Origin of the sequence: Janthinobacterium sp. BJB446 (genome assembly GCF_002735655.1) — a bacterium.
Taxonomy (GTDB): domain Bacteria; phylum Pseudomonadota; class Gammaproteobacteria; order Burkholderiales; family Burkholderiaceae_D; genus Janthinobacterium; species Janthinobacterium lividum.
Genome location: NZ_PDZK01000001.1, coordinates 335,050 through 361,106 on the forward strand (window position 1 = coordinate 335,050; position 26,057 = coordinate 361,106).

Below are 26,057 nucleotides of genomic sequence, written 5' to 3' on the forward strand. Positions count from 1 at the left end.
GAATGACCATGAACAAACCTGTCGACACCCCGCCTGGCGTAATGGGCAACAACAGTACCGCCGCCCGCACGCCCTACGATCCCGCCTTCGATCCGCTGGTGGCCCAGCGCCCCGGCCACGGCAATGCCTACGCGCCCACCTACTGGATCGGCACGGCCGGCGAGCCGCCCGCCGACGACGGCCCCATCACGCATGACATCGACGTCGACGTGGCCATCATCGGTTCCGGCTTCACGGGCTTGTCCTGCGCCATCTTTTTGGCCCAGGAACACGGCATCAAGGCCACCGTGCTGGAAGCGAACCGGGTCAGCTGGGGCTGCAGCACGCGCAACGGCGGCCAGGCGCAATGCACGACGGGCCGCCTGAAACGCTCGCAGTGGATAGACCGCTATGGGCTGGACACGGCCCTGAAACTGCACGCGGAAGTGTGCGATGCGATGGAAACGTTCAAGAAGATCACGGCCGACATCGATTGCGACCCGCAGCCGGGCGGTCACCTGTACATCGCCCACAAGGCGAAAGCCATGCCCGCGCTGGAAAAAGAAGCCAAGGTCATGCGCGAGATCTTCAAGTACGACGCCCGCATCCTCGACGCCGACACCGTCAAGCGCGAATTCGTCGACGACAAGGAAGCGGCCGGTGCGTTGCACGAGCCGGAAGGCATCGGCATCCATGCAGGCAAGCTGGCGTTCGGCTACCTGCGCAAGGCGCGCGCGCTGGGCGCCAAGGTGCACCCGTCCAGCCCGGTAATGGGCTGGGAAACGCGCAACGGCGTGCATTATCTGCAAACGCCAGGCGGCGTGGTGCGTGCCCGATCCGTCGCCGTGGCCACGGGCGGCTACACCTCGCCGCACCTGCATCCGCAAGTCAAGAACCGCTTGCTGCCGATTTTGTCGAACTCGCTTGTCACGCGTCCATTGACGGCGGCGGAAATCGAGGCGTGCAACTTCCGCACCCACCAGGTGATCACGGATACGCGCATCCTGCGCCACTACTACCGCCTGATGCCGGACAACCGCGTGCAGATCGGCAGCCGCAGCGCCATCACGGGCGCCGACGCGCCGGACGACAAGTACAAACAGTTTTTGATCAACGATCTGCACCGCAAGTTCCCCGCGCTGACTGGCATCGGGATCGATTATTCGTGGTGGGGCTGGGTCGACGTCAGCCACGACATGATGCCGCGCATCGTGCAACCGGACCCGAAGCAATCGATCTTCTATTCGCTCGGTTATGGCGGCAACGGCGTCATGTACTCGGCGCAGGCGGGCCGGCGCATGGCCGAGCGCATCGCCGGCAAGGCCAGCGACACGGGCTTGCCGATCTTCAATTCCAAACTGCCGTATCCCAACATGATGGAACTGGTCGAGTCGCAAGCGTTCGCCCCGTTCCGCCGCCTGGGCCAGCGCTTCCTGTACCGCTGGTATCACTTGAAGGATGAAGTGTTTTAAATAGCAGTAGCCGTACTAAGCCGCCGCATGCGTTGACATAGATCGACCAGCGGCGCCTCCCGCGAGGGATGAGATTGCCCGCACGTTCACACATAACAATAACTTGGAGTGAGACATGAACACAAATACGAGCAAAAACACGGTTTTTTCAACGATGCGCCGCGCCTTCCTCGGCACCCTGGTACTGGGCGTTACCCTTGCCTCCAGCGGTACCGCCTTCGCGCAAAGCAAGGAAGTGACGATTGCCTACCAGGAAATCAACGGTCCCTTCCTGGTGGCTATCGCCAGCGGCGAAGTGGAAAAAACCACCGGCTATAAAATCAACTGGCGCAAGTTCGATTCGGGCGCCAAGGTAGCCACCGGCATGGCTTCCGGCGACGTGCAGATCGGCGTCATCGGCTCCAGCCCCCTGACGGCAGCCGTCAGCCGCGGCGTCGATCTGCAGCTGTTCTGGATCATCGACGACATCAATGAAGCCGAAGCGATGGTGGCCCGCAATGGCGCCGGCATCACCAAGCCGGCGGATTTGCGCGGCAAGAAGATCGCCGTGCCTTTCGTGTCCACCACGCATTTCCACACCATGTTCGCGCTGGAAACGTGGGGCATCAAGCCGACGGAAGTGAAATTGCTGAACATGCAGCCGAACCAGATCGCCGCCGCCTGGGAGCGGGGCGACATCGACGCCGCCTTCGTGTGGGATCCGGCCTTGAGCAAACTCAAGCAAAACGGCAAGGTCCTCGTCACATCCGGCGAACTGAGCAAGAAGGGCAAGGCCACGTTTGACGGCATGGCCGTCGAGCGCGCCTGGGGCGAAGCGAACGCGGACTTCATGGCCAAGTTCGTCAAGGTGATGGCCGCCGCCGACGCCGACTACCGCGCCAATCCCAAGGCGTGGACCATCGATTCCCCGCAAGTGAAAGCCAACGTCAAGCATTCGGGCGCGGCCGCCAAGGACGTGGCCGCTTCCGTGGCCCTGTATGCCTATCCCTCGCTGCAGGAACAGGCCTCGCCGGCCTGGCTCGGCGGCGGCGCGAAGGGCGGCGTGGCGCAAGCCTTGCTGGCCACGGCGCAATTTTTGAAGGGCGAAGGCAAGATCGACACCCTGGCTACCGATTACGCCAAGTATGTGACACCCAAGTATGCACAGGCCGCCGGCCTGCTGAAGTAAACGTTGTGCGATGGCGCGCCTGCGGGCGCGCTGACTGAACAGAATGCGTTGAACTGAAGTGACTACACCTTTGCGGGGCACACGATGGAAAATCTCTACGTCAAGGATGTCAGCGTGATTTATCCGGGCAAGACGGCCGGTGAACGCGTGCATGCCTTAAATAATATCAATCTGACCATCAATAGCGGCGACTTCGTCGTCGCGCTGGGCGCCTCGGGCTGCGGCAAGACCACCTTGCTGAGCCTGATGGCGGGCTTTATCGCCCCCTCCAAGGGCGAAATCATGCTCGGCGACAATAAAGTGGAAGGGCCGGGTGCAGACCGGGGCGTCGTGTTCCAGAAACATGCCTTGCTGCCATGGCTGAACGTGATGGAAAACGTGGAATTCGGCCTCAAGCTGCAAGGCGTGGCTAAGGCCGTGCGGCGCGAACAGGCGGCAAAGAACCTGGCGCTCGTTGGCTTGAAGGACTTTCACGACAATATGATTTATCAGTTGTCGGGCGGCATGCAGCAAAGGGTGGGCATCGCCCGCGCCCTGACCAGCAATCCGGCCATGCTGTTGATGGATGAACCGATGGCGGCACTCGACGCGCTGACGCGCGAAACCATCCAGGAATTGCTGCTCGATATCTGGGCCAAGTCCAGCACCATGTTCTTCTTCATTACCCACAGCGTCGACGAGGCGCTGTTCCTGGCGAACCGGCTGATCGTCATGTCGCCCCGTCCGGGCCGCATCACGCACACGTATGAACTCGATTTCAACAAGCGCTTCCTCGAGTGCCGCGATGCGCGCGCCGTGAAATCGAGCCCGGACTTCATCAAGATGCGCGAAACGGTGCTCAACATCATTTATGGCGACGAACGCGCCGTCAATAAAGAGCTGGAGGTGTCCCATGCATAGCCCATCCGTCGTGGGATTTCCTCCCACCACCGCCAAGCGCGCCGGCTTTTTCTCGCGCCTGTTCGCTCCCCGCTGCGCCATGCCCGGCGAAGCGTTCGGCGCGCCGGGGCAGGGCAATTCCAGCCGCATCGCCACCGTCACCGTCATCGCCGTGCTGCTGCTGTGGTTTGGCGTGACGGCCAGCGGCATGGTCAAACCGCTGTTCCTGCCGTCGCCGCAAGCCGTATATGAAAAATTCATCATGGCGGCCACCACCGGTTTCGGCGGCGCCACCCTGTGGGAACACACCGTCGCCAGTCTGGTGCGCGTGTTTGGCGCCTTTGGCCTGGCTTGCCTGTTCGCCATTCCCATCGGCGTGATGATGGGCGTGAACCGCGTGGCGCGCGGCATCTTCGATCCCTTGATCGAGTTCTACCGTCCGTTGCCGCCGCTCGCTTACTTGCCACTGGTCATCATCTGGTTCGGCATCGGCGAGTTTTCGAAGGTCTACCTGATCTTCCTGGCCATCTTCGCGCCGATGGCGATCGCGGCCCGCGCCGGCGTCAGCTCCGTATCGCTGGAGCAAATCCACGCGGCGTACTCGATGGGCGCCACGCGTTTCCAGGTCATCGTGCATGTGATCCTGCGGGCCGCGATTCCGGAAATCCTCACCGGCATGCGCATCGGCATCGGCGTGGGCTGGACCACCCTGGTGGCTGGCGAGATGGTGGCGGCCACGCGCGGTCTCGGCTACATGGTGCTGAGCGCCTCCGAGTTCCTGGCCAGCGATGTGGTGATCATGGGCATTATCGTGATCGGCTTCTTCGCTTTCCTGTTTGATTTGATGATGCGTTACCTCGAACGTACCCTCGTGCCATGGAAGGGCAAGGTGTAAGACGTTCCTGGGAGTGGCGCGCACGCCACAAGTGTTGCCGCCGCTCCCATTTTTTTAACTCGCCATACCCGTACTTACCCTCCAGCGCGCTTGCCCCTTGGCTGCCGCGCCGAGCCGCTGCATTTCCAGATTGACTTATGGAATGCGGCCAACCAGACTGATTCACACGATGTATCGATGCTGCTTGACGGTGTTGCCTAAATAAAACAAAGCCGCGCGGCATGAACAAGCCGCAGCAGGCAGGGCGCACCGAGCTTCAGAGATTTTCAGGAGACAAAACATGATTAGCGAATCGCATAACAGTACCGGCTTGCAGCACTCGCTCAAGCAACGCCACATGAGCATGATCGCCATCGGCGGCGTGATCGGCGCCGGCCTCTTTGTCGGCAGCGGCGTCATTGCCAAGGCCGCCGGTCCGGCCGCCATCCTTTCCTTCCTGCTAACGGGCGGCCTCGTCGTCCTGATCATGCGCATGCTGGGCGAGCTGGCTTCGTCCCTGCCCGTGGTCGGCTCCTTCTACGAATATGCGCGCCTGGCTTTCGACGACAAGCCGAAAGTGTCGAAATTCCTCGGTTTCATGAGCGGCTGGATGTACTGGTATTTCTGGGTCGTCGTCGTGGCTCTGGAAGCCATCGCCGGCGCGAAACTGGTCAACTTCTGGCTGCCGGACGTACCGTCCTGGGCTATCAGCCTGGTGCTGCTCGTCTCGATGACCATCCTGAACCTGTTCTCGGTCAAGGCCTTCGGAGAATTCGAATTCTGGTTCGCCTCGATCAAGGTGGTCGCCATCATCGTCTTCCTGTTTGTCGGCGCCCTGTTCATCACGGGTAGCTTGCCCAACAGCATCCCGACCCTGGGTTTCCTGACCAGCAACGGCGGCTTCATGCCGCACGGCTGGGGGCCGGTGCTCAGTGGCGCCGTCGCCGCCACGGCCTTCTATTCGGGCGCCGAAATCGTCACCATCGCCGCCGCCGAAACGTCGGACCCGGCCAAGGCCATCGCCCGCGCCACCAATTCCGTCATCACGCGCGTGCTGATGTTCTATGTGGGGTCCATGTTTGTCGTCGTCTGCATCGTGCCCTGGGATTCGCCGGCCATCGCCACGCCATTCGTCAGCGCCCTGACCGTCATGAACATCCCGTACGCGGCCCACATCATGAACGCCATCATTTTGACGGCCGTGCTGTCGGCCTTGAATTCCAGCCTGTACGCTTCGTCGCGCATGATCTTTGCGCTGACGCGCCGCGGCGATGCGCCCACGGGCCTGGTCAAGCTGAGCAAGAACGGCGTGCCCATCCGCGCCATTTTGTTCAGCACCCTGTTCGCCTATTTCGCCATTGCCGTATCGTATGTATCGGCCGACCTGGTGTTCCCCTTCATCGTCAATTCCTACGGCATCCTGATCCTGTTCGTGTACCTGCTCATTGCGATATCTCAATTGCGTTTGCGCCGCCGCCTGGAGCGCGAATGCCCGGAACGCATCAAGGTGCGCATGTGGCTGTTCCCTTACCTGACGTATTTCACCATCATCGCCATGCTGGTGATCCTCGGTGCCATGAGCGTGTCGTCCGATACGGAGCAGCGCGTGTCGTTCTGGTTCGGCCTGTTGAGCGTGGTCATCATGAGCGTCATGTACTACATCAAGAAGCTCGTCAACGACGACCGCAACGGGGACAACGAAGCCAAAGTGGAGCTCAAACATGTCTGACACGACCTTGTTGCCCGCAGGCCGGCGCCGCTTCCTGCGTACGACGGCCACCCTGGGCGCCGCCGCAGTGGCGGGGCCAGCCTTGGCCGCCTCTGCCTCCGTTACCCTGCCATTTGAAAATGGCGAGCGCGAACTGGTGGCCTTTCCGCAAAAGCGCCCGCTGATCCTGCTGACCAGCCGTCCGCCCCAGCTGGAAACGCCGTTCAGCGTGTTCAATGAAGGCGCGATCACGCCCAACGATGCGTTTTTCGTGCGCTACCACTGGAGTGGCTTACCTACCAGCATCGATGGCGACAGCTACCGCCTGCGCATCGCCGGCCTGGTGAAGACGCCCTTGGAACTGTCGCTGGCGCAACTGAAACAGCTGGCCGAGCCGGTCGACGTGGTGGCCGTGACGCAATGCTCGGGTAACAGCCGCGGCTTCTTTGCCCCGCGCGCGAATGGCGGGCAGCTGGGCAATGGCGCCATGGGCAATGCCCGCTGGACGGGCATCCCCCTGAAGACCGTGCTGGAAAAGGCCGGTATCGCGGCCAGCGCCGTGCAAGTAGCCTTCAATGGCCTGGAAGCGCCGCCAGTGGGCGATGGTCCCGACTTCCAAAAAGCCTTGTCCGTCGAGCACATCATGGCGGGCGACGTCATGCTGGCCTGGGCCATGAATGGCGAGGACATTCCTTTCCTCAACGGCTATCCGCTGCGCCTGATCGTGCCAGGGTATTACGGCACTTACTGGGTCAAGCACTTGAGCGACATCACCGTGCTGGACAAGCCATTCGATGGCTTCTGGATGAGCACGGGCTACCGTATCCCCGACAACGGCTCCGGTTTCATCGAGCCGGGCGCACCCGTGGGCAAGACGACGCCGATCAGCCGCCTCAACGTGCGCTCTTTCATCACCAGCGTGCAGGATGGCGCGCAAGTGAAGGCGGGGCGCGACCTGGCCTTGCGCGGCATCGCCTTTGATGGCGGCCAGGGCATCAGCGAGGTGACCGTGTCGCTTGACGGCGGCCAGACGTGGCAGGAAGCGAAGCTGGGCAAGGACCTGGGACGCTACTCGTTCCGTGTATGGACCATGCTCATGAAGGCGCCGCGCAAGGGCAGCCACGTGCTGATGGTGCGCGCCGTCAATCGCATAGGCCAGAGCCAGCCCATGAAAGCCCTGTGGAATCCCATGGGTTATATGCGCAACGTGGTGGAAACCACGCGCATCCAGGCAGTCTGAGGAGATTCACATGCGAATGAAAATATTGATTGCCGCGCTGGCACTGGCGGCGGCGGGTGGTGCGTGCGCGCTGGAAATCCACTTGCCGCCGGAAACGGCGACATACAAACCCAGCGAATTGCCCGGCTACCAGCTGGTGCAGCGCAACTGCATGACGTGCCACGCGGCCCAGTATGCGTCGAGCCAGCCTCCGGCCTCTCCGCGCGCCTACTGGGAAGCCACCGTCAAGAAGATGAAGAAGCCGTTTGGCGCGCAGTTCGACGACGCGGACATGCCGGCCATGGTCGATTACCTGGTGAAAACCTATGGCGTGGAGCGGGGCGCTGTCGTACCTGCCGCGGCCGTCGCCAAACCCGTGGCAGCCGCTGTCCCGGCCGCCAGCGGCAAGGATGTCAAGACCTTGCTGGCGGCGAATGGCTGCATGGCTTGCCATGCGCTCGACCAGAAGGTGGTCGGCCCCGGTTTTACCGAGGTGGCAGCCAGATACAAGGGCAAGGACGGTGTCGCTGCCGTGGCGGCCAACATCCGCAGTGGCGGCGCGGGCAAATGGGGCCCCGTGCCCATGCCGCCATTCAGCCAGCTGAGCGAAGCGGATGCGGCGAGCCTGGCGAAGTACGTGCTGAACAGATAAGTTCGTCCCGGACGCGCAACAACCCTTAATACCACTTGCCGCCACCCATCCAGCGCGGTATTGCCCGCTGCCATCATGCAGCGGGCCTTTTTTTACTTGTCCCATTCGCCACCACATCGCTTGCCAACGCAGCGATCGCCAGCACTGGTATTGTAAAAAACACCGTTATATAAAACCACTTGACTACCAATTTAGAGCGTCGCATTCTCTCTGCAGAAAGCCGACGCTTCGCTGTGCTTTCTTTACGTACAACATAAAAAGCTACTTCGATAGTTTTCGTATAACGTTCAGGAGACATTGTGAAGACACGGCAAATTAGCCGGCTGGCCTCGCCTTTGATGGCTGGCCTGCTGGGCAGCGCGCTGCTCGCTTGCGGCGGCAATTCCACCACCGAACCCCCATCGACCCTGCTGGCCGCCACGGCCGCCAGCGATCAGTGCGCGGCCTGGAGCGCCGCTGCCGTCTACACGGCGGGCCAGTGCGCCGTGTATGACGGCAAGGTCTACCGCGCCAAATGGTGGGTGCAGGGTACGGCGCCGAACAACGACCAGTGGGGACCGTGGAGTCTCGATAGCAGCACTCCCACCCCGACGCCCACCCCGACACCGACGCCAACGCCAACGCCGACGCCAACGCCAACGCCAACGCCCGGCATCCCCACCAAGGCCCAGGCCGAGGCCAACGAGGCGGCGCTGACGAACAACGATTTCTTCCGCAAGGTCAAGGCGTCGATCCGCACCCTGGGCAACACGGCCGTCGAGGCCGTGCAGCCTGGCCTGGCCAGCAATCCGCTCAACGTCAAGCGGGTCGAGCGCCTGCTGCCGGCGGCAAAGTGGGATTACTATTTTGCCGCGCGCGACACCAGTTATACCTATCAGCGTTTCCTGCAAGCCGTAGCCAAGTTCCCCGCCGTGTGCGACGACTACAGCGACGGGCGCAATGCGGACGCCATCTGCCGCCACAGCCTGGCCACCATGTTCGCGCATTTCGTACAGGAAACGGGCGACCATAACGCCAGCAGCCCGCTGCCGCAATGGCGCCAGGGCTTGAAGTATTTGCGCGAGCTGGGCTGCGATGAGACGGGCGCCGGCTGCGGCTACAACGTCGAGTGCGCCGATCCCGTCTTCAACAAGGTCTGGACCTGCGGCAAGAACGCCGATGGCAGCTTCAAGAAGTATTTCGGCCGCGGCGCCAAGCAGCTGTCGTACAACTACAATTACGGCCCATTCTCGCAAGCCATGCATGACGGCGACCAGTCCGTGCTGCTGAAGAACCCGGACCTGGTGGCCTCGACCTGGCTGAACCTGGCCTCGGCCACGTTCTTCTTTGTCTATCCGCAACCGCCGAAGCCGTCGATGCTGCATGTGCTCGACGGCACGTGGGTGCCGAACGCGGCCGATACGACGGCTGGCGCGGGCAATAATTTCGCCACCACCATCATGATCATCAACGCCGAATGCGGGCAGGGCACGGAAAAGCAGGCCGCGCAAAACCGCATCGATTACTACAAGCAATTTGCCGCCGACATGGGCTGGGATTATTCCGGCGAACAATTGTCTTGCGCCAACATGCAACGCTTCACCCCGGCCAGTTCCGCTTCCTACAACATCTATTGGGAAAAGAACTGGAGCGCCGGTGGCGACAACCAATGCCAGCTGGTCAGCTATCAAACCCCGTACAGCGCCTTGCAGGCCGGGAACTACGTGAAATGCGTGGAAGCCAACTGGAATGTGAAGTTGCAGTAGCAGTAAATGCAGGAATAGCCGGCCAGGGATAACAGTTGACAAGAGCCCCTTCAGGGGCCTGCAACAGCTCACAACGTACAACCTGTACAACCATAACGGAGACCAATACAACATGAAATCGAATGCATTATTGATGGCCCTGCTCAGCGGCGTACTCGTCGCTTGCGGCGGCGGTGGCCAAGATGGTACGACCGCCACCCCGAACACCTTGCTCGCCGCCGTCGAAGCGTGCGCCGTCTGGGACGCCGCCACCGTCTACACGGGCGGCCAGTGCGTGCTCTACCAGGGCGTTACTTACAAGGCCAAGTGGTGGACGCAGGGCAATGTCCCCAGCGCCGCCGACCAGTGGGGCCCATGGGCCGTGACGGATACGCCGACACCTACCCCGACACCGACGCCAACACCGACGCCGACCCCGACGCCAACCCCGACGCCGACACCGACGCCAACGCCGACGCCAACGCCGACCCCGACCCCGACCCCGACCCCAACGCCCACGCCTTGCCGCCCGGACGGCTTGATCTCGGCCGTGCCGAATGTGCCGTATTGCAAGGTGTATGACGCGAATGGCCGCGAAGTGCTGAGCAATGGCTTGAACCGGCGCATCGTCGGCTACTTCGCCAGCTGGCGCACCGGTGTCGATGGCAGCCCCACCTATCTGGTAAACAATCTGCCGTGGGACAAGATCACCCACCTGAACTATGCGTTCGCTTCCGTCGATCCGGCAACCTCGAAAATCGCCATCGGCAGCGGCGCGGCCAATCCGGACACGGGCCTCACGTGGCCGAACGTGCCAGCCGCCGCCATGGACCCATCCTTGCCGTACAAGGGGCACTTCAACTTGCTGTCGCAATACAAGAAGAAGTATCCGGGCGTTAAACTGATGATTTCCGTGGGTGGCTGGGCCGGTAGCGGCGGCTTCTACACGGCCACGACGAATGCGGACGGCAGCATCAACACGGCCGGCATCAACACCCTGGCCGATTCCATGGTGGCCTTCGTGCGCCAGTACAACTTCTTCGATGGCGTCGATGTCGATTACGAACATCCGACCACCAATAATGAAGCGGGCAATCCGAACGACTTCGCCGTCTCGAAGCCGCGCCTGGCCGGCCTGATGACGAGCTACAACCTGCTGCTGAAAGTGCTGCGCCAGAAGCTCGACGAGGCGGCCGTGCAGGACAATAAATACTATCTGCTCACCATCGCCGGCTCCGCCTCGGGCTGGGTCTTGCGTGGGGAGGAAAACATGTCGGGATTGAAATATCTCGATTACGCCAGCCTGATGAGCTACGACTTGCACGGCGCGTGGAACCAGTATGTGGGGCCGAACGCGGCGCTGTTTGACGATGGCAACGATGGTGAATTGCGTGCCGGTAACGCCTACCAGTTCCAGAACATCGGCTACCTGAACACGGACTGGGCCTACCGCTACTACCGCGGTGCCATGCAGGCGGGGCGCATCAATATCGGCGTGCCGTTCTACACGCGGGGCTGGAAGGATGTGACGGGTGGCACGAATGGCTTGTGGGGCACGACGCCACTGATCAGTTCCACGGTCACCTGCGCCGGCACCAAGACGTGCGGCACGGGCGCCACCGGCATCGACAACGTCTGGTACGACCTGGACTCGCAGGGCAAACCCACGCCAGGCGGCGGCAACCCGATCTGGCATGCGCTGAACTTGCAGAACGGTATCGTGCCGAGCTACCTGGACGCCTATAAAGTCACGGACAAGGCCCTGGTGGGCACCTATGTGCCGCATTACAGCAGCACCATGGTGGCGCCGTGGCTGTGGAATGCGACCAAGAAAGTGTTCATTTCCACGGAAACCACGCAGTCGATCGCGGCCAAGGCCCAGTACATCGTCAACAACAATATCGGCGGCGTGATGATCTGGGAAATGGCGGGCGACTATGCCTGGGATGCCACGCGCAACGGCGGCAAGGGCGAGTATTTCATGGGCACCACCCTGACGGACGTGCTGTACCAGGCTTTCCGCACGGCTGGCGTGTATGGCAACAAGCGCGCCGAAATCGCCATGCCGGGCACGGCGGCCAACGTCAGCATCACTTTGGGCGGCTGGAAGCTGGGCGACAACAACTTCCCCATCAATCCGGTGATGACGGTGAAGAACAATACGGCGTCGACCCTGCCGGGCGGCACCGTGGTGGAGTTCGACTATCCCGTCTCGGCACCATCGGACATGAGCGACCAGTCAGGCTTTGGTTTGACGGTGATCAATGCCGGCTACACGGGGCCGAACAATATCGGCGGTTTCACGAAGAACTACAACCGGGCCCGCTTCGCGATTCCCGCCTGGCAATCGCTGGCGCCGGGCGGCTCCGTGGCGCTGACCTTGAATTACCGTTTGCCGATCTCGGGACCGGCCAATTACACGGTCACCGTGGGCGGCACCAAGTATGCGCTGACGCAGGAGTATCCGGAATTGCCGGTAGCCTTGCCATAAGTTGAATCCGGTAGTGTAAACAGCGAAGGGCGGAACCGCGGTTCCGCCCTTTTTAGTTTCTGGCGTTAGCTAAGCTGGCTTAAAACCAGGTTTCCACTTGGAAACCATACGACGTGCCGCTGGTATTGTTGTTGTAGATCGGGCCGCCGTTGTTCGACGCGTTGACCGAGGCGGTGGCCGCATCGTTCCATTTGCCGTACGTCACGAAAGCGCGCAGTTCAGGACGCGACCACAGGCCAGGACCGGCCGAGATCGTCGGTGCGATGGTCAGCTTGGTCAGGCGCTTGGCCGGCAGGCCGCCCGCTTGCGTCACGCGGTCCGTGCCCAGTTCGCCCACCAGCTTGAAGTTGTCGGTGAACGCGTACACAGGGCGCACGCCGACCGAAGTCCAGGTCGAGGAACCGGTGGCTTTCGACTCGTCTTTTTGCCACAGGGCGACGAATTCCATGCCAAAGTTCGGCAACGGCTGGATCGCCATGTCATTGAACACGCGCGTGCGTTTCACGTCCGAACCGAAACCGGTGTCGCCCGAAGCGCCGAACTGCGCGCCCTTGCCTGTGCCGGGACCGACGCCGTACTGCACGCCGAAGGTATTGCCGCCGCCAAAGACTTTGCCTTGACGGTGGAATGCCGACAGCTGCCAGCCATTGTGCTTCTGGCCATTCGCATCGTTGTCCTTGCCTTCACCGATGATGTAGGTCGCGGCCAAGTCCAGGGTGCCGTTTTCATTGACGGGAATTTCGCCGTAGATGAAGTTCTGGCGCACGGCAGACTTGGTGCTGACGACGCCGGTCGGCGACACGGTGTTGATGTCGTTGTCCTTGAAGAAGGCATACGAGAACTTGCCCGGGCCCGCAGGAATGCGGTCCAGGCCGGCACCCGTGCCGTTCATGTTGATGTATTGCAGATCCAGCATGTGGATGTCAGGACGGTAGTAGAAGCGTTTACCGATCCAGGCCGTGCCGCCGTTCAGGAAATCGAGCCCCTGCGCTTCGACATAGGCCTTGACGATGCCCAGCTTGTTGTCGCCGAAATCCGAGTTTGGTGCGTAGGCGTTGACCCAGATGGTGGCCAGGTAGTTCACGCCGCCGGACTTGGCAACAGACTTGGTGTAGCCGAATTCCGTGTAGGCGTCGCACTCATTGCCCAGACGATATTTCATGGTATTGCCACCCAGGCCGAAGCAGCCTTGCGAACCGCCGTCGCCCGAAGTATTGCTGCCGGCGCCAGCGCGCAGGTAGCCATGGAAGCCTTCGGCGTCGCTTGGGTACATGGGGTCGGCCATGGCGGAAGCGCTGGCGATGGCCAGGATCAGGGCAGGTAAAGTTTTCAATGCAGTACGGTTCATGCGGTCTCCAGAAGAATGTAAGTGGTAGCGGTGGCGCCCCTGAAGGCGACCACCGCACGCGGTCTAATGCCGAAAACCAAGTCTAGCAGCGCTTTTTTAACCACCCTGATACAAAACGTGCAAGTGCTGATACTTTCTTTCAGAGTGTTGTTTTTGCTACATATCGATACTCTTGCGCATAGCGGGCTTGCAAAAGAGTATCGAATTGCGGTTTTGGAGTATCAGAAAGTATCAAAGTCCGGTGCTACATTGTGGTCGTGGTGCCAAGTACCTGAGCATTGCCAACGACAAAAACACTGGAGACATACAATGAAACGTTACGCCATCGCCGCGCTGTTCGCCGGCTGCCTCAGCTCGTCCGCTTTTGCCGCCACCGATCTGGTCATCGCGACTGTCAACAACGGCCACATGATCGAAATGCAAAAGCTCAGCAAGTTCTTCGAGCAAGCCAATCCTGACATCAAGCTCAAATGGGTGACCCTGGAAGAGGGCGTCTTGCGCCAGCGCATGACCACCGATATCGCCACCAAGGGCGGCCAGTTCGACGTGATGACCATCGGCCTGTATGAAACGCCCATCTGGGGCAAGAAAAACTGGCTGATCCCCATCAAGCCGGACGCCAAATACGATATCGACGACTTGCTGCCGGCCATCCGCGAAGGGCTCTCCGGCGACGGCAAGCTGTATGCGTCGCCGTTCTATGGCGAAAGCTCGATGATCATGTACCGCAGCGACCTGGTCAAAAAGGCGGGCGTGACGATCGAGGACCGTCCGTCCTGGAACCAGTTGCGCGACGTGGCGGCCAAGCTGCACGATCCGGCCAACGGCGTGTACGGCATCTGCCTGCGCGGCAAGCCGGGCTGGGGCGACAACATGGCACTCATCACCACCATGGCCAATTCCTATGGCGGCCAGCTGTTCGACATGAAATGGAAGCCGCAATTTACCAGCAAGCCATGGAAGGACGCGGTCACCATGTATGTCGACCTGATGAAGAAATACGGCCCGCCGGGCGCGGCCGCCAACAGCTTCAATGAAAACCTGGCGCTGTTTAACCAGGGCAAGTGCGGCATCTGGATCGATGCGACGATTGCCGCCTCCTTCATCACGGACCCCAAGCAAAGCAAGGTGGCCGACAAGGTGGCGTTTGCCCAGTCGCCTATCGGCGTGACGGAGCGGGGCGCGAACTGGCTGTGGATCTGGTCGCTCGCCATCCCCGCGAGTTCCAAGCACCCGAATGAAGCACAGCGCTTCATCAACTGGGCCACGTCGCCCGACTACGTGAAACTGGTAGCCAAGGAAACGAGCTGGGCCAACGTGCCGACCGGCACGCGCAAGTCGACCTATGCCAGCCCCGAGTTCCAGAAAGTGGCGAAATTTGCCGCCGCCGAAGGCAAGGCCCTGGCCACCACGCGCGCCGTGCAAAGCACCTTGCCGCCGTCGCCTTACGTGGGCGTGCAATTTGCCTCGATTCCCGAATTCCAGGTGATCGGCGTGGCAGCCGGCCAGCAGATGGCGGCAGCGCTGCTGGGCAAGGTGACGGTGGACCAGGCGCTGGAATTGTCGCAGCAGACGGCGGAAAGAGAAATGCGTAAAGGCGGCTATTACAAGTAAGAGGATGGCCTGACCAAACCTACTGCGCGTCGCGCTTTGCGGCCGGCGATGCTCACCGTACTAAAGTACGGCTGCGCTTCTCGGCCACAAATCACTGCCGCTCGCTACGGTTTTGTCAGGCATCTTTGCTGTGCTGTTTGGTTTGTAACACAGGTGATGTGACTGGCCTTGCTATTGCGCTAGATCACTCACCTCACGTCCCAAGAGAAATCCTATGAAACGCATTATCCCCCGGACTTTGCTGACGCCGGCCGTGGTCGCCGTCTCCGTCATTTCCGTGATCCCGTTATTGATCACCCTGTATTACTCGTTCGTGCGCTATTCCATGCTCGATCCGAGCGGCCATCCTTTCCATGGCCTGGCCAATTTCCACTTTTTCTTTACGGATGCCTCGTTCCTGCCAGCCCTGCAGAACACGTTTACCCTGCTGTTTTCCGTCATGCTGGTCACGGTGGTGCTGGGCACGGCGCTGGGCTTGCTGATCAATGAAGCGTTCCCGGGACGCGCCATCGTGCGCGTGCTCCTGATTTCGCCGTTTCTCATCATGCCGGCCGTGAATGCTCTGATGTGGAAGAACATGCTGCTCAATCCGATCTACGGCCTGTTCGCGCAAATCAGCATTTTCTTTGGCGCCACGCCCGTCGACTGGCTGTCGGCCCATCCCCTGTTTTCCATCATCATGATGGTCTCGTGGCAATGGCTGCCGTTCGCCTGCCTGATCTTCATGACGGCCCTGCAGTCGATGGACCGGGAACAGCTGGAAGCGGCGCGCATGGATGGCGCCACCTATCTGCAGCAACTGCGCTACCTCTACATTCCCCACCTGGGCCGCGCCGTCTCGGTGGTGCTGATGATCGAGATGATCTTTTTGCTGTCGATCTTTGCGGAAATCTTTACCACCACGGGCGGCGGTCCCGGCTTCGACACGACCACCATCACCTTCATGATTTACCAGCAGGCACTGCTGTCCTATGACGTGGGAGCGGCCTCGGCCGGTGCCCTGTTCGCCGTGCTCATCGCCAACATCGCCGCCTTCTTCCTGATGCGCGTCATCGGCAAGAATCTGTCGAAATAAGGAGACCTTGATGCATAGCAAACTCAATCTGTATGGCCGCACGGCCGCCGCCTGGCTGTTCGCGCTGCTGCTGTTCTTTCCCATCTTCTGGCTGGGCCTGATGGCCTTCAAGACGGAAGGACAAGCCATTTCCACGCCGCCGCTGCTGTTTTTCACGCCCACGCTCGACAGCTTCCGCGAAGTGCTGGCACGCGACAATTACTTCGGCTACGCGTGGAACTCGCTGTTTACCAGCGTGCTCTCGACGGCCATCGGCCTGTTGATCGCCATCCCGGCCGCCTATTCGATGGCCTTCTTTCCCACGGGCGGCACCATCGGCTTGCTGAAATTCATGCTCAGCTCGCGCTACATGCCCGGCGTGGGCGCCCTGATGCCGATCTATATCTGCTATCAGTACTTCGGCCTGCTCGACACGCGCATCGGCCTGACCATCATGTTCATGCTGATGAACCTGCCCATCATGATCTGGCTGCTGTACACGAGCATGAAGGAGCTGCCGCGCGAAATTCTGGAGGCGTCGCGCATGGATGGCGCCACCGTGTGGGACGAATTCCGCCACGTCGTGCTGCCCCTGTCCGTGGGCGGCATCGCTTCCACTGCCCTCGTGTGCATGGTGTGGTCGTGGAATGAATCGTTCTGGTCGCTGAACCTGGGCGCCTCCAACGCGGGCACGCTGGCCTGGCTCATCGCCTCGTATTCCAGCCCGGAAGGCTTGTTCTGGGCGAAATTGTCGGCCGCTTCGCTGATGGCCATCGCGCCCATCATGGCGCTGGGCTGGTTCTGCCAGAAGCAGTTGGTCCAGGGAATGACCTTTGGCGCAGTCAAATAAATGATGCCTCCATAAACCTACTGCGCGGCCCAATTTCGGCTCTCCGTTGCTCACTGTGCATCCGCACAGCTCCGCTACTCAAACCGAACTTGAACCGCTCGCTACGGTTTCTGAAAGCATCGAAAATAAATCAGAATAGAGACACACATCATGGCTTACCTTCAACTGAGCAATATCGAAAAATTTTTTGGCGAGCACCGCGCCATCAAAGGCATAGACCTGGAGATCCGGCAGGGCGAATTCGTCGTCTTCGTGGGTCCGTCGGGTTGCGGAAAATCCACCTTGCTGCGCCTGATCGCGGGCCTGGAACCGATCGACGGCGGCAAGCTGTCGCTCGACGGGCGCGACATCACGGCGCTGCCATCGTCCAAGCGCGACCTGGCGATGGTGTTCCAGTCGTATGCGCTGTATCCGCACATGACGGTGTTCCAGAACATGTCGTTCGCGCTGAAACTGGCCGGCGTCGATCCGGCCATCATCCGCGAAAAAGTCGACAAGGCGGCCGCCATCCTCGACCTTGGGCGTTACCTGGAACGCACGCCCAAAGAATTGTCTGGCGGGCAGCGCCAGAGGGTGGCCATCGGCCGCGCCATCGTGCGCGACCCGAAAGTGTTCCTGTTCGACGAACCGCTGTCGAACCTCGATGCGGCCCTGCGCGTGCAGACGCGCATCGAGATCGCCAAGCTGCACCGCGAACTGGGCGCCACCACGATTTACGTGACCCATGACCAGGTCGAAGCGATGACCCTGGCGGACCGCGTGGTGGTGCTGCGCGACGGCCAGATCGAGCAGCATGGCTCGCCATTGGAACTGTATGACCGTCCCGCCAACCGCTTTGTCGCGCAATTCATCGGCACGCCCAGCATGAACGTGGTGCCCGCTGACGCGGCGCCGCAGCTGCTGGCGCAGGCGGGCAGCGCGGCGCAGGCGGACGGCTTCGTCGGCATCCGCCCCGAACACGTGCACCTGGGCGCGGCGCAGCCGGGCAGCGTGCCCGTCACGGTCGACCTGGTGGAGTCCTTGGGCGTGGAAACCCTGACCTATGTGCGCTTGCCGAACAATGTGCAGGTGGTGTCGCGCGGGGCGGAGCGCAGCAGCCTGCAGCCGGGCCAGCAGACGCATTTGACGTTCGAACCGGGCTTCGTCCATTATTTTGACCGCGCCGGCAAGACCTACGCGGCGGCGAAAGGAGCGCTGTAATGGACTCGATCGCATTGAACCAGGCGAACCTGGCCAAGCTGCCGGTGGACGCAGCCGTGCCCGCGTATGCGCGCGGCGCGCTCGTGCCCAGCATCGTGCATATCGGCGTGGGCGGCTTTTTCCGCGCCCACCAGGCCGTGTACCTCGATGATTTACTCGGACTGCAGGGCCAAGGCCAGCAGCACGCGCAGTGGGGCTATTGCGGCGTGGGCTTGCTGGCGCATGACGCGGCCATGCGCGACGCCATGCGGGCGCAGGATGGCTTGTACACGGTGGTCGAGCGCAGCGCGGCCGGCGACAGCGCGCGCATCATCGGCTGCATCGGCGAATACCTGTATGCGCCCGACGAGCCGCAAGCCGTACTGGAAAAGCTGGCCGACCCTGGCACGCGCATCGTCGCGCTGACCATCACCGAGGGTGGTTACTATGTGAACCAGGGCACGGGCGAATTCGACGCCGGTCATGCCGATATCGTGTATGAACTGGCGCACCCGCAGGCGCCGCGCTGCTCGTTCGGCTACCTGGCGGCGGCGCTGGCCGTGCGCCACCAGCGGGGCCTGGCGCCGTTTACCATCATGTCCTGCGATAACCTGCAAAACAATGGCGACGTGACGCGCAAGATGTTGCTGGCCTTTGTCGCCCTGCGCGACGGGGAGCTGGCGCGCTGGCTGGCCACGCATGGCAGCTTCCCCAACAGCATGGTCGACCGCATCACCCCGGCCACCACCGATGAACACCGGGCGCTGGTGCGCGACAGCTTTGGCATCATCGACGCCTGGCCGGTCGTGTGCGAGCCGTTCCGCCAGTGGGTCATCGAAGACGACTTCCCGCAGGGGCGGCCAGCCTGGGAGCTGGTGGGCGCGCAGATGACGCACGACGTGCTGCCATATGAAAAGATGAAGCTGCGCCTCTTGAATGCCAGCCACCAGGCCCTGTGCTACATCGGCATGCAGCTCGGTTACACGTTTGCGCACGAAGCGATGAACGATCCTGGCGTCCGCCTGCTCGTGCGCCAGATGATGGATGAGGAAGTGACGCCCTTGCTGGATGTAGTGGAAGGCATCGACCTGGAGCGGTACAAGGCCACCCTGATCGAGCGCTTTTCGAATCCTGCCGTGCGCGACCAGCTGGCGCGCATCGGCACGGAAGGTTCGGCGCGCATCCCGAAATTCGTGCTGCCATCCGTGCGCGAAGCGCTGGCCCGTGACGGCGCCATCAAGCTGCTGGCGTTTACCGTGGCGTGCTGGTTCCGCTACCTGGAAGGCCACGACGAGCAGGGGCGCGAGATGCCCTTGAACGACCCGTATGCGGCGCGCCTGCGCGCACTGGCGCTGCAGGGCGGGGCGGACGCGACGGCCTTGCTGTCGCTGCGCGAGCTGTTCGGCGAGTTGAGCGACACGCCAGCCTTTACGCAGGCGGTGGGGCAGTCGCTGGCCAGCCTGTATGGGATGGGTGCGCGCGCGGCGCTGGAACAGATCGTCGCCTGACGAGGGAGGGCGCGCCATGCCACGCAAAGCCGATGCCTCGCTGCCGCAGATGGAGCTGGAACAGCAGCGCGACGCCACGCCAGGCTTCGAGCCGAAAGGCAGTTTTGGCTTCATCCGCTACCTGGAGCACGGCTTTCCGAATTCGCTGGTGCGCTGGCATTACCACGACGAGTATGAACTGCACCTGATCGTCGAAAGCAGCGGCAAGGTCTTTGTCGGCGACTACATCGGCCAGTTCACGCCCGGCCACCTGGTGCTGACGGGACCGCGCGTGCCGCACAACTGGGTCTCGCTCGACACGCCGCCGGAAGGCGTGGCCTTGCGCGACATGGTGGTCCAGTTTTCGCATGCGCCGCTGGCGTCGATGGCCACCGCCATTCCCGAATTGAAGGATATTTTTCCGCTGCTGCAGCGCGCCTTGCACGGCGTGGAATTTTTTGGCGTCAGCGAACAGTCGCTGCGGCGTTTCCAGCGCATCCGCGACAGCAATGGCCTGCCGCGCTTCATCGAATTTTTGACATTGCTGGGCGAACTGGCGCAGACCAGCGATTACCAGCTGCTGTCGACGGTGCCGATGCAGTCGAGCGACGACGACGTGGCCCTGGCGCGCATCAGTTCGGCCATCAACTTCATCGTGCACAATTACAGCAGCCAGTTTTCGCTGAAACAGCTGGCCGAGCAGGTGGACATGCCCGAGCGGACGTTTTCACGTTTTTTTCGCAGCGCCACGGGCAACAGTTTCACGGACTTCGTCAACCGCCTGCGCATCAACAAGGCGTGCCAGCTGCTGATGGAGACCGAGCGCTATGTCAGCAACATCTGCTACGAGGCGGGATTCAATAACGTGGCCAATTTCAACCGGCGCTTCCTGGAATTGAAGGGCATGACGCCGAAGGAGTTTCGCCAGCAGGCGCTGGGCCGTTTTGGCGCCTGAGGCTTTTTGAGGTACATTGGATGGCACAGGCGGGGACAGCCTGGGAGAGACAAGCATGGAACACCTATGGCAGAAGGACAGCGAGCGCAAGGCGCCCGAGCTGGAACGGGAAAGCTACGATGGCATCATCAATTACCTGGAACACGGCTATCCCAGCTCGCGCGTGCGCTGGCACTGTCACGAGGAATATGAGCTGCACCTGATCGTCGCCACCAGCGGACGATTGTTCGTGGGCGACTATATCGGCGAATTCTCGCCTGGCCACCTGGTGTTGACGGGCCCGCGATTGCCGCACAACTGGATTTCCAACGTGATGCCCGATGGCGGCGTGGCCTTGCGCGACATGATCGTGCAATTTGCTCATGCGCCGCTGGCCGGTGCCGCGCGCGTCATCCCCGAACTGCGCGAACTGCTGCCGCTGCTCGAGCGCTCCAGCTATGGCGTGGAGTTTTTCGACATGGGCCACGAGGCCGAGCAGCACCTGGCGCGCATCCGCGCCACGCATGGCGCCGAACGCTTCGCCGAATTCGTCCAGCTGATGAGCAAGCTGGCGCGCACGGCCAACTACCGTTTGCTGTCGACCGCCTCCTTGCGCTCGTACGACGATGACGCCACCCTGGCCAAGGTCAACTCCGTCCTCAACTACATCACGGACAATTACCGCGAGCCGATTTCGGCGGAAATGCTGGCCGATCAGGTGGGCATGTCGCTGAGTAAGTTCTCGCGCTTCTTCCGCAAGGCGACGGGTAACAGCTTCACGGATTTCATCAGCCGCCTGCGCATCAACAAGGCGTGCCAGTTGCTGATGGATACGGATCACTATGTGTCGAACGTCTGTTACGACGTCGGTTTCCAGAACGTGGCCAATTTCAACCGCCGCTTCTTGCAGGTGAAGGGCGTCACGCCCAAGGAATTCCGGCGCCAGGCAGATGGCCGCTTTGGCGGCATCGGCGGGCCCGTGGCGGATATGCCACAGGCCTGACGACTGTCACGGGCTTGTCACTTTGACTGGTTATGCTCCACGGCTATCCCACCCACCTTAGCCGAGGAATGCATGAACACTGCTGTAACGTCGATCCCGAAACTGACCCTGTTGGCCATCGCCGCCGGCCTGACCCTGGCCGCGTGCGGCGGCAGCGACAATCCGCCGGCGGAGCCTTCCAAGCCCGTGGCGCAGACGGGCGTGTTCCTCGATGGCGCGGTGGAAGGACTCGATTACGTGGCGGGCAGCGCGGCCAAGGCCAGCACCAATGCCAAGGGCGAATTCATGTGCAACCCGGGCGATACGGTGGCCTTCAGCGTGGGCGGCCTGGCCCTGGGCTCGGCGCCATGCGGCGCCGTCGTCACGCCGCTGGCGCTGGCCGCCAGCACCAACGTGGCGGACGACAAGGTCGTCAACCGCCTGCTGGCGCTGCAATTGCTCGATGACGACAGCGATCCGTCGAACGGCATCAAGCTGACGGCCGAAGTGAAGGCGGCGCTGGCCGGCAAGACGCTGGACTTTGCCGCCGCCCCGGCCGTCTTCAACGCGGCGCTGGCCGCGCACCTGGCAACGGTGGGCGGGAAATTCGCCGGCCGCACGGTCGATGCGGAGCGCCGCGCCCTCGTGCGCGAGCATTTCGAAGACACCCTGGCCTCGAAAGCGGGCGCGCCCGTCAACGAGACGCTGACGCAAGCCAATCCGGTCGGCGAAGTGAAAGTCACCGTGACGCGCTACCAGATACAGGCGGCCGATAAATTCTACGTGCCGTACGAAGGCGCCAACGCCAAGATCAAGGGCGAATTCCCGAACGGCTTCCTGCCGTCGTACGGCTCGGGCCTGGCCTACAAGGGCAAGAATGCGGCCGGCGACCTGGAATTCTATGGCTTGACGGACCGCGGCCCGAACGGCGACGGCCCGCTGGTGCCCGATCCATCTGGCAAGGGCACCATCGGCAGCAAAATCTTCCCGTCGCCCAGCTTCACGCCTTCGTTCGGGGTACTCACGGTGGGCAAGAACGGCGCCGTGCTGGCGTCGAGCACGCCGATCAAGGTGTCCGCCACCGTCAACAGTTCGGGCTTGCCCGTGCCCGTGGGCGCGGTCGGCAATTCGGCCGAGATTCCCGTCATGGATGCGATGAAGTTCGATGCAGCCGGCAAGGCTGTCTTCAACGCGGGCGGCCTCGATTCGGAAGCCATCGTCGTCGATGCGAAGCGCAATGCGCTATGGGTCTCGGACGAATACGGCCCCTTCATCATCAAGATCGATGCGGCCACCGGCATCATCCAGGCCAAGTACGAACCGGGCAAGGGCTTGCCAACCCTGTTCGCCAAGCGCCGCGCTAACCGCGGCATGGAGGGCATGACCTTAGATACGAGCAACGACAAGCTGTACGCCTTCCTGCAAAGCCCCCTGTCCGACGGCACGGCGCCATACACGGTGACGAAGAAGAATGAGCAGGTCGAGCGCTTCGCCCGCTTCACGCGCTGGATCGAATTTGACCCGGTGACGGGCACCAGCGGCAAGATGTTCGCCTATCCGCTGAATGCGGCCGACTACCAGGACGGCCGCACGGGCAACGCCAAGCTGGGCGACATGGTGGCGCTGGGCGGCGGCAAGTTCCTCGTCATCGAGCAGGGCGCCGCGCCGTCGGGCAAGGTGTTCAATAAACTGATGCTGGTCGAATTGAAGGGCGCCACGGATATCTCGGCCGCCGCCTTCAACGCGACGACCTCGGACCTGGAAAAAAGCAGCATGGGCGGCGCGGCCGTGAATGGCGCCGACTGGGCCGCCGTCACGCCACTGAAGAAAACCCTGCTGCTGGACTTGAATGCCATCGGCTGGGCGGCGGAAAAGGCGGAAGGCCTGACCCTGATCGACGACTCCACCATCGCGCTGGCCAACGACAATGACTTCGGCCTGAAGACGAAGATCTTTGACGCGAACGGCGTGGAAGTGGCGGATGCCGACGTGACCAAGTGCACGGTCGATGCCAGCGGTACTATCGTCACCAGCAGCGCCGCCGGCTGCAACGCCGCCAACACCATCCGCGTGGCGCGCGGGGACGACCGCGAACGCCCAAGCCGCTTGTGGATCGTGAAGTTCGCCAAGGCGCTCAATACGTACTGATGCCGTTTGACGGATGAAAAAAAGCCGTGCTGAATTCAGCACGGCTTTTTTAATTTATGAAAATCACATCGCCTCAACACCTGACAAAACCGTAGCGAGCGGCAGTGATTTGTGGTCGAGAAGCGCAGCCGTACTTTAGTACGGCGAGCATCGCCGACCGCAAAGCGCGACGCGCAGTAGGTTTGGTCAGGTGTTATTTAGTATAGGTATTGAGCCAATCGAGCACCGTGTGATGCCACAGCAGCGAGTTCGCCGGTTTCAGCACCCAGTGGTTCTCGTCCGGGAAGACCAGCAGCTTGCTCGGGATGCCCTGGCGCTGCAGTGCCGTGAAGGTGCCCAGGCCTTGCGCGGTGGGGATGCGGAAATCCAGGTCGCCCTGGACCACCAGCATCGGCGTCTTCCAGTTCTTCACGAAGTTGACGGGATTGAACTGCTCGTGCTTGGCTGGCGCATCGTAGTAGGGGCCGCCGTTTTCCCATTCCGTGAACCACAGTTCTTCCGTTGCGTAAGCCATGCCGCGGTTGTCGAAGACGCCGTCGTGGTTGACCAGGCATTTGAAGCCGTCCGGCCAGTTACCGGCGATCCAGTTCATCATGTAGCCGCCGTACGACGCGCCCAGCGCGCAGCTGCGTTCGCGGTCCAGCCATGGGAATTTCTTGGTGGCCGCTTCCAGGCCCTTCTGCAGGTCGACCAGCGGCTTGCCGCCCCAGTCGCCGCTGATGGAGTCCGTGAACTTCTGGCCATAGCCGGTCGAACCGTGGAAGTCGATGAAGACGGTGGCGTAGCCGGCGCCCGCATACACTTGCGGATTCCAGCGGTAGCTCCAGCTGTTGCCAAAGCTGCCTTGCGGGCCGCCGTGGACGAGGAAAGCGACCGGATACTTTTCGCCGGCCTTGGCATTCCATGGCTTCATCACGTGGCCGTAGACGGTTTCGCCATTCGCGCCCGCGAACGAGAACTGCTCATATTCGCCGAAGCGCACGTCGGCCAGGGCTGCCGCATTCTGCTTCGTCAGCTGGACCATCGGCGCGTTTTCCGACTTGGCGTCGAGCTTGCGTGTGTACAGCTGCGCGCCCGAGGCCAGGTTGGCTTGCGCCAGCACGATGGTATTGCCGCGCACGTCGAAGTCGCCCACGGCGCCCTTGCCCGTCAGCGCAGCGACCTTGCCGCTGGCCGCGTCGATGTGGAACAGGCGGTGCTGGCCCACGTCATCGGCGGCGACGAGGAAAGCCTTGCTGTCAGGCGTCCAGCGGAAATCGGCCACGGAACGGTCCCAGTCGTCGGCCACGGTGCGCTTCTTGCCGGTGGCGACATCCATCAGCACCAGGTGGAAACGGTCTGCTTCGAAGCCAGGCTTGGTCATGGCGACATAGGCCAGGGTGCGGCCATCGGGCGACCAGGTGGCTTTGGCATCCCAGGCCGGATTGTCGGCGGTGAGATTGCGTGGCGCCTGGCCGCCAGCGGCAGGAATCGTGTAGACGTCGAAGTTGGTCGACCACGATTCCGTGCGGCCGGCCACGCGCACGGAGAAGGCCACCGTCTTGCCGTCCGGGCTGAAATGGTATTCGCCATTGTCGCCGAACGGTTTCGATGGGGCGTCGCCGTCCAGGGTGCCGCTCAAGCTCACGGGCGTGGCGCTGACCTTGCCGGTGGCGTCGATCGGCGCCGAGTACAGCGCATTGCGGCGGCCATCGGCCCAGGTATCCCAGTGGCGCACGAACATCTGGTCGTAGACCATGCCGGTCGCCTTGTTTTTTGCTTGTTCATCGAGGCGCTTCTTCGTGCAGGCGATGTCCGCGCAATCGAGGAAGACGCCCATGCTGAAGGCCAGGCGGTCGCCCTGCGGCGACAAGCGATAGGTGTCGACATCCAGCGCCAGGTCGGTGACCTTGGCCGCTTCGCCGCCGGTCAGGGGCAGTTGCCACACTTGCGAGGAGCCGGAGCGGCCGGACAGGAAGTAGATGGCGTCGCCGTTCGGCGACCATTGCGGGTCGCTGGCGCTGGCATCGCCGCGCGTGAGCTGGCGCGGCGCCGCGTTCGGCGCGCGCAGGTCGATCATCCACAGCTGCGTGTTGCCGCGGTTCTTGTCCAGGTTGGTGGTGCGCACCGTGTAGACGACGCGCGTGGCGTCCGGCGACAGCACGGGGCTGCCCACACGTTCCATGGCCACCATGTCTTCCACGGTGAAACCGCGCGGCGCGGCCAGCGCAGGGATGGCTGCGGTGGTGGCCATGGCGGCACTGAATGCTCCCAAGAGCAGCAGACGTAAACTCATTCAAACTCCCGATTCTTATG

The 26,057-nt window shown here is 62.1% G+C and carries 19 protein-coding genes; 17 read left to right on the top strand and 2 right to left on the bottom strand.

Going from position 1 to position 26,057, the window contains the following annotated elements; genetic code table 11:
- Window positions 1-41 precede the first annotated feature (41 nt).
- The 9 genes from CSQ92_RS01560 to CSQ92_RS01600 all read left to right on the top strand — a co-directional run bounded on the left by CSQ92_RS01560 (window position 42) and on the right by CSQ92_RS01600 (window position 12,166).
- On the top strand, window positions 42-1,451 hold the full coding sequence (locus CSQ92_RS01560; protein ID WP_218964051.1) for an NAD(P)/FAD-dependent oxidoreductase: 1,410 nt from the start codon (window positions 42-44) through the stop codon (window positions 1,449-1,451).
- A 115-nt stretch (window positions 1,452-1,566) separates the two neighbouring features.
- Complete coding sequence (gene tauA / locus CSQ92_RS01565) at window positions 1,567-2,619, top strand: taurine ABC transporter substrate-binding protein (protein ID WP_373606011.1); 1,053 nt, start codon at window positions 1,567-1,569, stop codon at window positions 2,617-2,619.
- Between the two features lie 84 nt (window positions 2,620-2,703).
- A complete protein-coding gene (locus CSQ92_RS01570; protein WP_034788398.1) occupies window positions 2,704-3,519 on the top strand; it encodes a taurine ABC transporter ATP-binding protein in 816 nt (271 codons plus the stop codon).
- 79 nt (window positions 3,520-3,598) lie between these two features.
- Entirely contained in the window at window positions 3,599-4,393 is a 795-nt protein-coding gene (locus CSQ92_RS01575; RefSeq protein ID WP_051959683.1) for an ABC transporter permease subunit, read from the top strand.
- 280 nt (window positions 4,394-4,673) lie between these two features.
- On the top strand, window positions 4,674-6,101 hold the full coding sequence (locus tag CSQ92_RS01580; protein ID WP_070254562.1) for an amino acid permease: 1,428 nt from the start codon (window positions 4,674-4,676) through the stop codon (window positions 6,099-6,101).
- Complete coding sequence (gene sorA / locus CSQ92_RS01585; protein WP_099393049.1) at window positions 6,094-7,320, top strand: SorA family sulfite dehydrogenase catalytic subunit; 1,227 nt, start codon at window positions 6,094-6,096, stop codon at window positions 7,318-7,320. Before CSQ92_RS01580 ends, sorA begins: the two co-directional genes overlap by 8 nt.
- A 10-nt stretch (window positions 7,321-7,330) precedes the next feature.
- Window positions 7,331-7,951 carry a SorB family sulfite dehydrogenase c-type cytochrome subunit gene (gene sorB, locus CSQ92_RS01590; protein ID WP_099393050.1) on the top strand — a complete coding sequence of 207 codons (621 nt, stop codon included), beginning with the start codon at window positions 7,331-7,333 and terminating at the stop codon, window positions 7,949-7,951.
- A 299-nt stretch (window positions 7,952-8,250) separates the two neighbouring features.
- Window positions 8,251-9,696 carry a glycoside hydrolase family 19 protein gene (locus CSQ92_RS01595; protein ID WP_257219100.1) on the top strand — a complete coding sequence of 482 codons (1,446 nt, stop codon included), beginning with the start codon at window positions 8,251-8,253 and terminating at the stop codon, window positions 9,694-9,696.
- 112 nt (window positions 9,697-9,808) lie between these two features.
- Entirely contained in the window at window positions 9,809-12,166 is a 2,358-nt protein-coding gene (locus CSQ92_RS01600; RefSeq protein WP_099393052.1) for a chitinase C-terminal domain-containing protein, read from the top strand.
- A gap of 79 nt (window positions 12,167-12,245) precedes the next feature.
- On the opposite strand, the gene CSQ92_RS01605 is transcribed toward CSQ92_RS01600, so the two are convergent.
- Entirely contained in the window at window positions 12,246-13,514 is a 1,269-nt protein-coding gene (locus CSQ92_RS01605) for a maltoporin (protein WP_099393053.1), read from the bottom strand.
- 309 nt (window positions 13,515-13,823) lie between these two features.
- On the opposite strand from CSQ92_RS01605, the gene CSQ92_RS01610 reads away from it, so the two are divergent.
- The 8 genes from CSQ92_RS01610 to CSQ92_RS01645 all read left to right on the top strand — a co-directional run bounded on the left by CSQ92_RS01610 (window position 13,824) and on the right by CSQ92_RS01645 (window position 23,762).
- Window positions 13,824-15,128, top strand: a complete 1,305-nt coding sequence (locus CSQ92_RS01610) for an ABC transporter substrate-binding protein (protein ID WP_034777941.1) — start codon at window positions 13,824-13,826, stop codon at window positions 15,126-15,128.
- 214 nt (window positions 15,129-15,342) lie between these two features.
- Window positions 15,343-16,203, top strand: coding sequence for a carbohydrate ABC transporter permease (locus CSQ92_RS01615; protein WP_034777943.1), 861 nt, complete (start codon window positions 15,343-15,345; stop codon window positions 16,201-16,203).
- A gap of 10 nt (window positions 16,204-16,213) precedes the next feature.
- Window positions 16,214-17,032: a carbohydrate ABC transporter permease gene (locus CSQ92_RS01620; RefSeq protein WP_034777945.1), complete on the top strand. Its 819-nt coding sequence runs from the start codon at window positions 16,214-16,216 to the stop codon at window positions 17,030-17,032.
- Window positions 17,033-17,182: 150 nt separating this feature from the next.
- A complete protein-coding gene (locus CSQ92_RS01625) occupies window positions 17,183-18,232 on the top strand; it encodes an ABC transporter ATP-binding protein (protein WP_034777947.1) in 1,050 nt (349 codons plus the stop codon).
- The gene (locus CSQ92_RS01630; RefSeq protein ID WP_099393054.1) at window positions 18,232-19,719 is read left to right on the top strand and encodes a mannitol dehydrogenase family protein; all 1,488 of its coding nucleotides are present in this window, start codon (window positions 18,232-18,234) and stop codon (window positions 19,717-19,719) included. The genes CSQ92_RS01625 and CSQ92_RS01630 overlap by 1 nt, the downstream gene beginning before the upstream one ends.
- 16 nt (window positions 19,720-19,735) lie before the next feature.
- Window positions 19,736-20,653: a helix-turn-helix domain-containing protein gene (locus CSQ92_RS01635; protein WP_070253872.1), complete on the top strand. Its 918-nt coding sequence runs from the start codon at window positions 19,736-19,738 to the stop codon at window positions 20,651-20,653.
- A 55-nt stretch (window positions 20,654-20,708) separates the two neighbouring features.
- Window positions 20,709-21,635 (top strand): helix-turn-helix domain-containing protein, encoded by a 927-nt coding sequence (locus tag CSQ92_RS01640; protein WP_099393055.1) that lies wholly within the window; start codon window positions 20,709-20,711, stop codon window positions 21,633-21,635.
- A 72-nt stretch (window positions 21,636-21,707) separates the two neighbouring features.
- Window positions 21,708-23,762: an esterase-like activity of phytase family protein gene (locus CSQ92_RS01645; protein WP_099393056.1), complete on the top strand. Its 2,055-nt coding sequence runs from the start codon at window positions 21,708-21,710 to the stop codon at window positions 23,760-23,762.
- A 193-nt stretch (window positions 23,763-23,955) separates the two neighbouring features.
- Here the strand turns inward: CSQ92_RS01645 and CSQ92_RS01650 are convergent, their stop codons facing one another.
- Window positions 23,956-26,037, bottom strand: coding sequence for a S9 family peptidase (locus tag CSQ92_RS01650; RefSeq protein WP_099393057.1), 2,082 nt, complete (start codon window positions 26,035-26,037; stop codon window positions 23,956-23,958).
- Window positions 26,038-26,057: the final 20 nt, after the last annotated feature.

Excerpts from the sequence above, each read along its gene's own strand:
- sorB (WP_099393050.1), top strand. The coding sequence starts at position 7,331 with ATGCGAATGAAAATATTGATTGCCGCGCTGGCACTGGCGGCGGCGGGT.
- CSQ92_RS01615 (WP_034777943.1), top strand. The coding sequence starts at position 15,343 with ATGAAACGCATTATCCCCCGGACTTTGCTGACGCCGGCCGTGGTCGCC.
- CSQ92_RS01625 (WP_034777947.1), top strand. The coding sequence starts at position 17,183 with ATGGCTTACCTTCAACTGAGCAATATCGAAAAATTTTTTGGCGAGCAC.
- CSQ92_RS01580 (WP_070254562.1), top strand. The coding sequence starts at position 4,674 with ATGATTAGCGAATCGCATAACAGTACCGGCTTGCAGCACTCGCTCAAG.
- sorA (WP_099393049.1), top strand. The coding sequence starts at position 6,094 with ATGTCTGACACGACCTTGTTGCCCGCAGGCCGGCGCCGCTTCCTGCGT.
- CSQ92_RS01645 (WP_099393056.1), top strand. The coding sequence starts at position 21,708 with ATGAACACTGCTGTAACGTCGATCCCGAAACTGACCCTGTTGGCCATC.
- CSQ92_RS01560 (WP_218964051.1), top strand. The coding sequence starts at position 42 with ATGGGCAACAACAGTACCGCCGCCCGCACGCCCTACGATCCCGCCTTC.
- CSQ92_RS01600 (WP_099393052.1), top strand. The coding sequence starts at position 9,809 with ATGAAATCGAATGCATTATTGATGGCCCTGCTCAGCGGCGTACTCGTC.
- tauA (WP_373606011.1), top strand. The coding sequence starts at position 1,567 with ATGAACACAAATACGAGCAAAAACACGGTTTTTTCAACGATGCGCCGC.
- CSQ92_RS01605 (WP_099393053.1), bottom strand. The coding sequence starts at position 13,514 with ATGAACCGTACTGCATTGAAAACTTTACCTGCCCTGATCCTGGCCATC.
- CSQ92_RS01575 (WP_051959683.1), top strand. The coding sequence starts at position 3,599 with ATGCCCGGCGAAGCGTTCGGCGCGCCGGGGCAGGGCAATTCCAGCCGC.
- CSQ92_RS01630 (WP_099393054.1), top strand. The coding sequence starts at position 18,232 with ATGGACTCGATCGCATTGAACCAGGCGAACCTGGCCAAGCTGCCGGTG.
- CSQ92_RS01640 (WP_099393055.1), top strand. The coding sequence starts at position 20,709 with ATGGAACACCTATGGCAGAAGGACAGCGAGCGCAAGGCGCCCGAGCTG.
- CSQ92_RS01620 (WP_034777945.1), top strand. The coding sequence starts at position 16,214 with ATGCATAGCAAACTCAATCTGTATGGCCGCACGGCCGCCGCCTGGCTG.
- CSQ92_RS01650 (WP_099393057.1), bottom strand. The coding sequence starts at position 26,037 with ATGAGTTTACGTCTGCTGCTCTTGGGAGCATTCAGTGCCGCCATGGCC.
- CSQ92_RS01570 (WP_034788398.1), top strand. The coding sequence starts at position 2,704 with ATGGAAAATCTCTACGTCAAGGATGTCAGCGTGATTTATCCGGGCAAG.
- CSQ92_RS01635 (WP_070253872.1), top strand. The coding sequence starts at position 19,736 with ATGCCACGCAAAGCCGATGCCTCGCTGCCGCAGATGGAGCTGGAACAG.
- CSQ92_RS01610 (WP_034777941.1), top strand. The coding sequence starts at position 13,824 with ATGAAACGTTACGCCATCGCCGCGCTGTTCGCCGGCTGCCTCAGCTCG.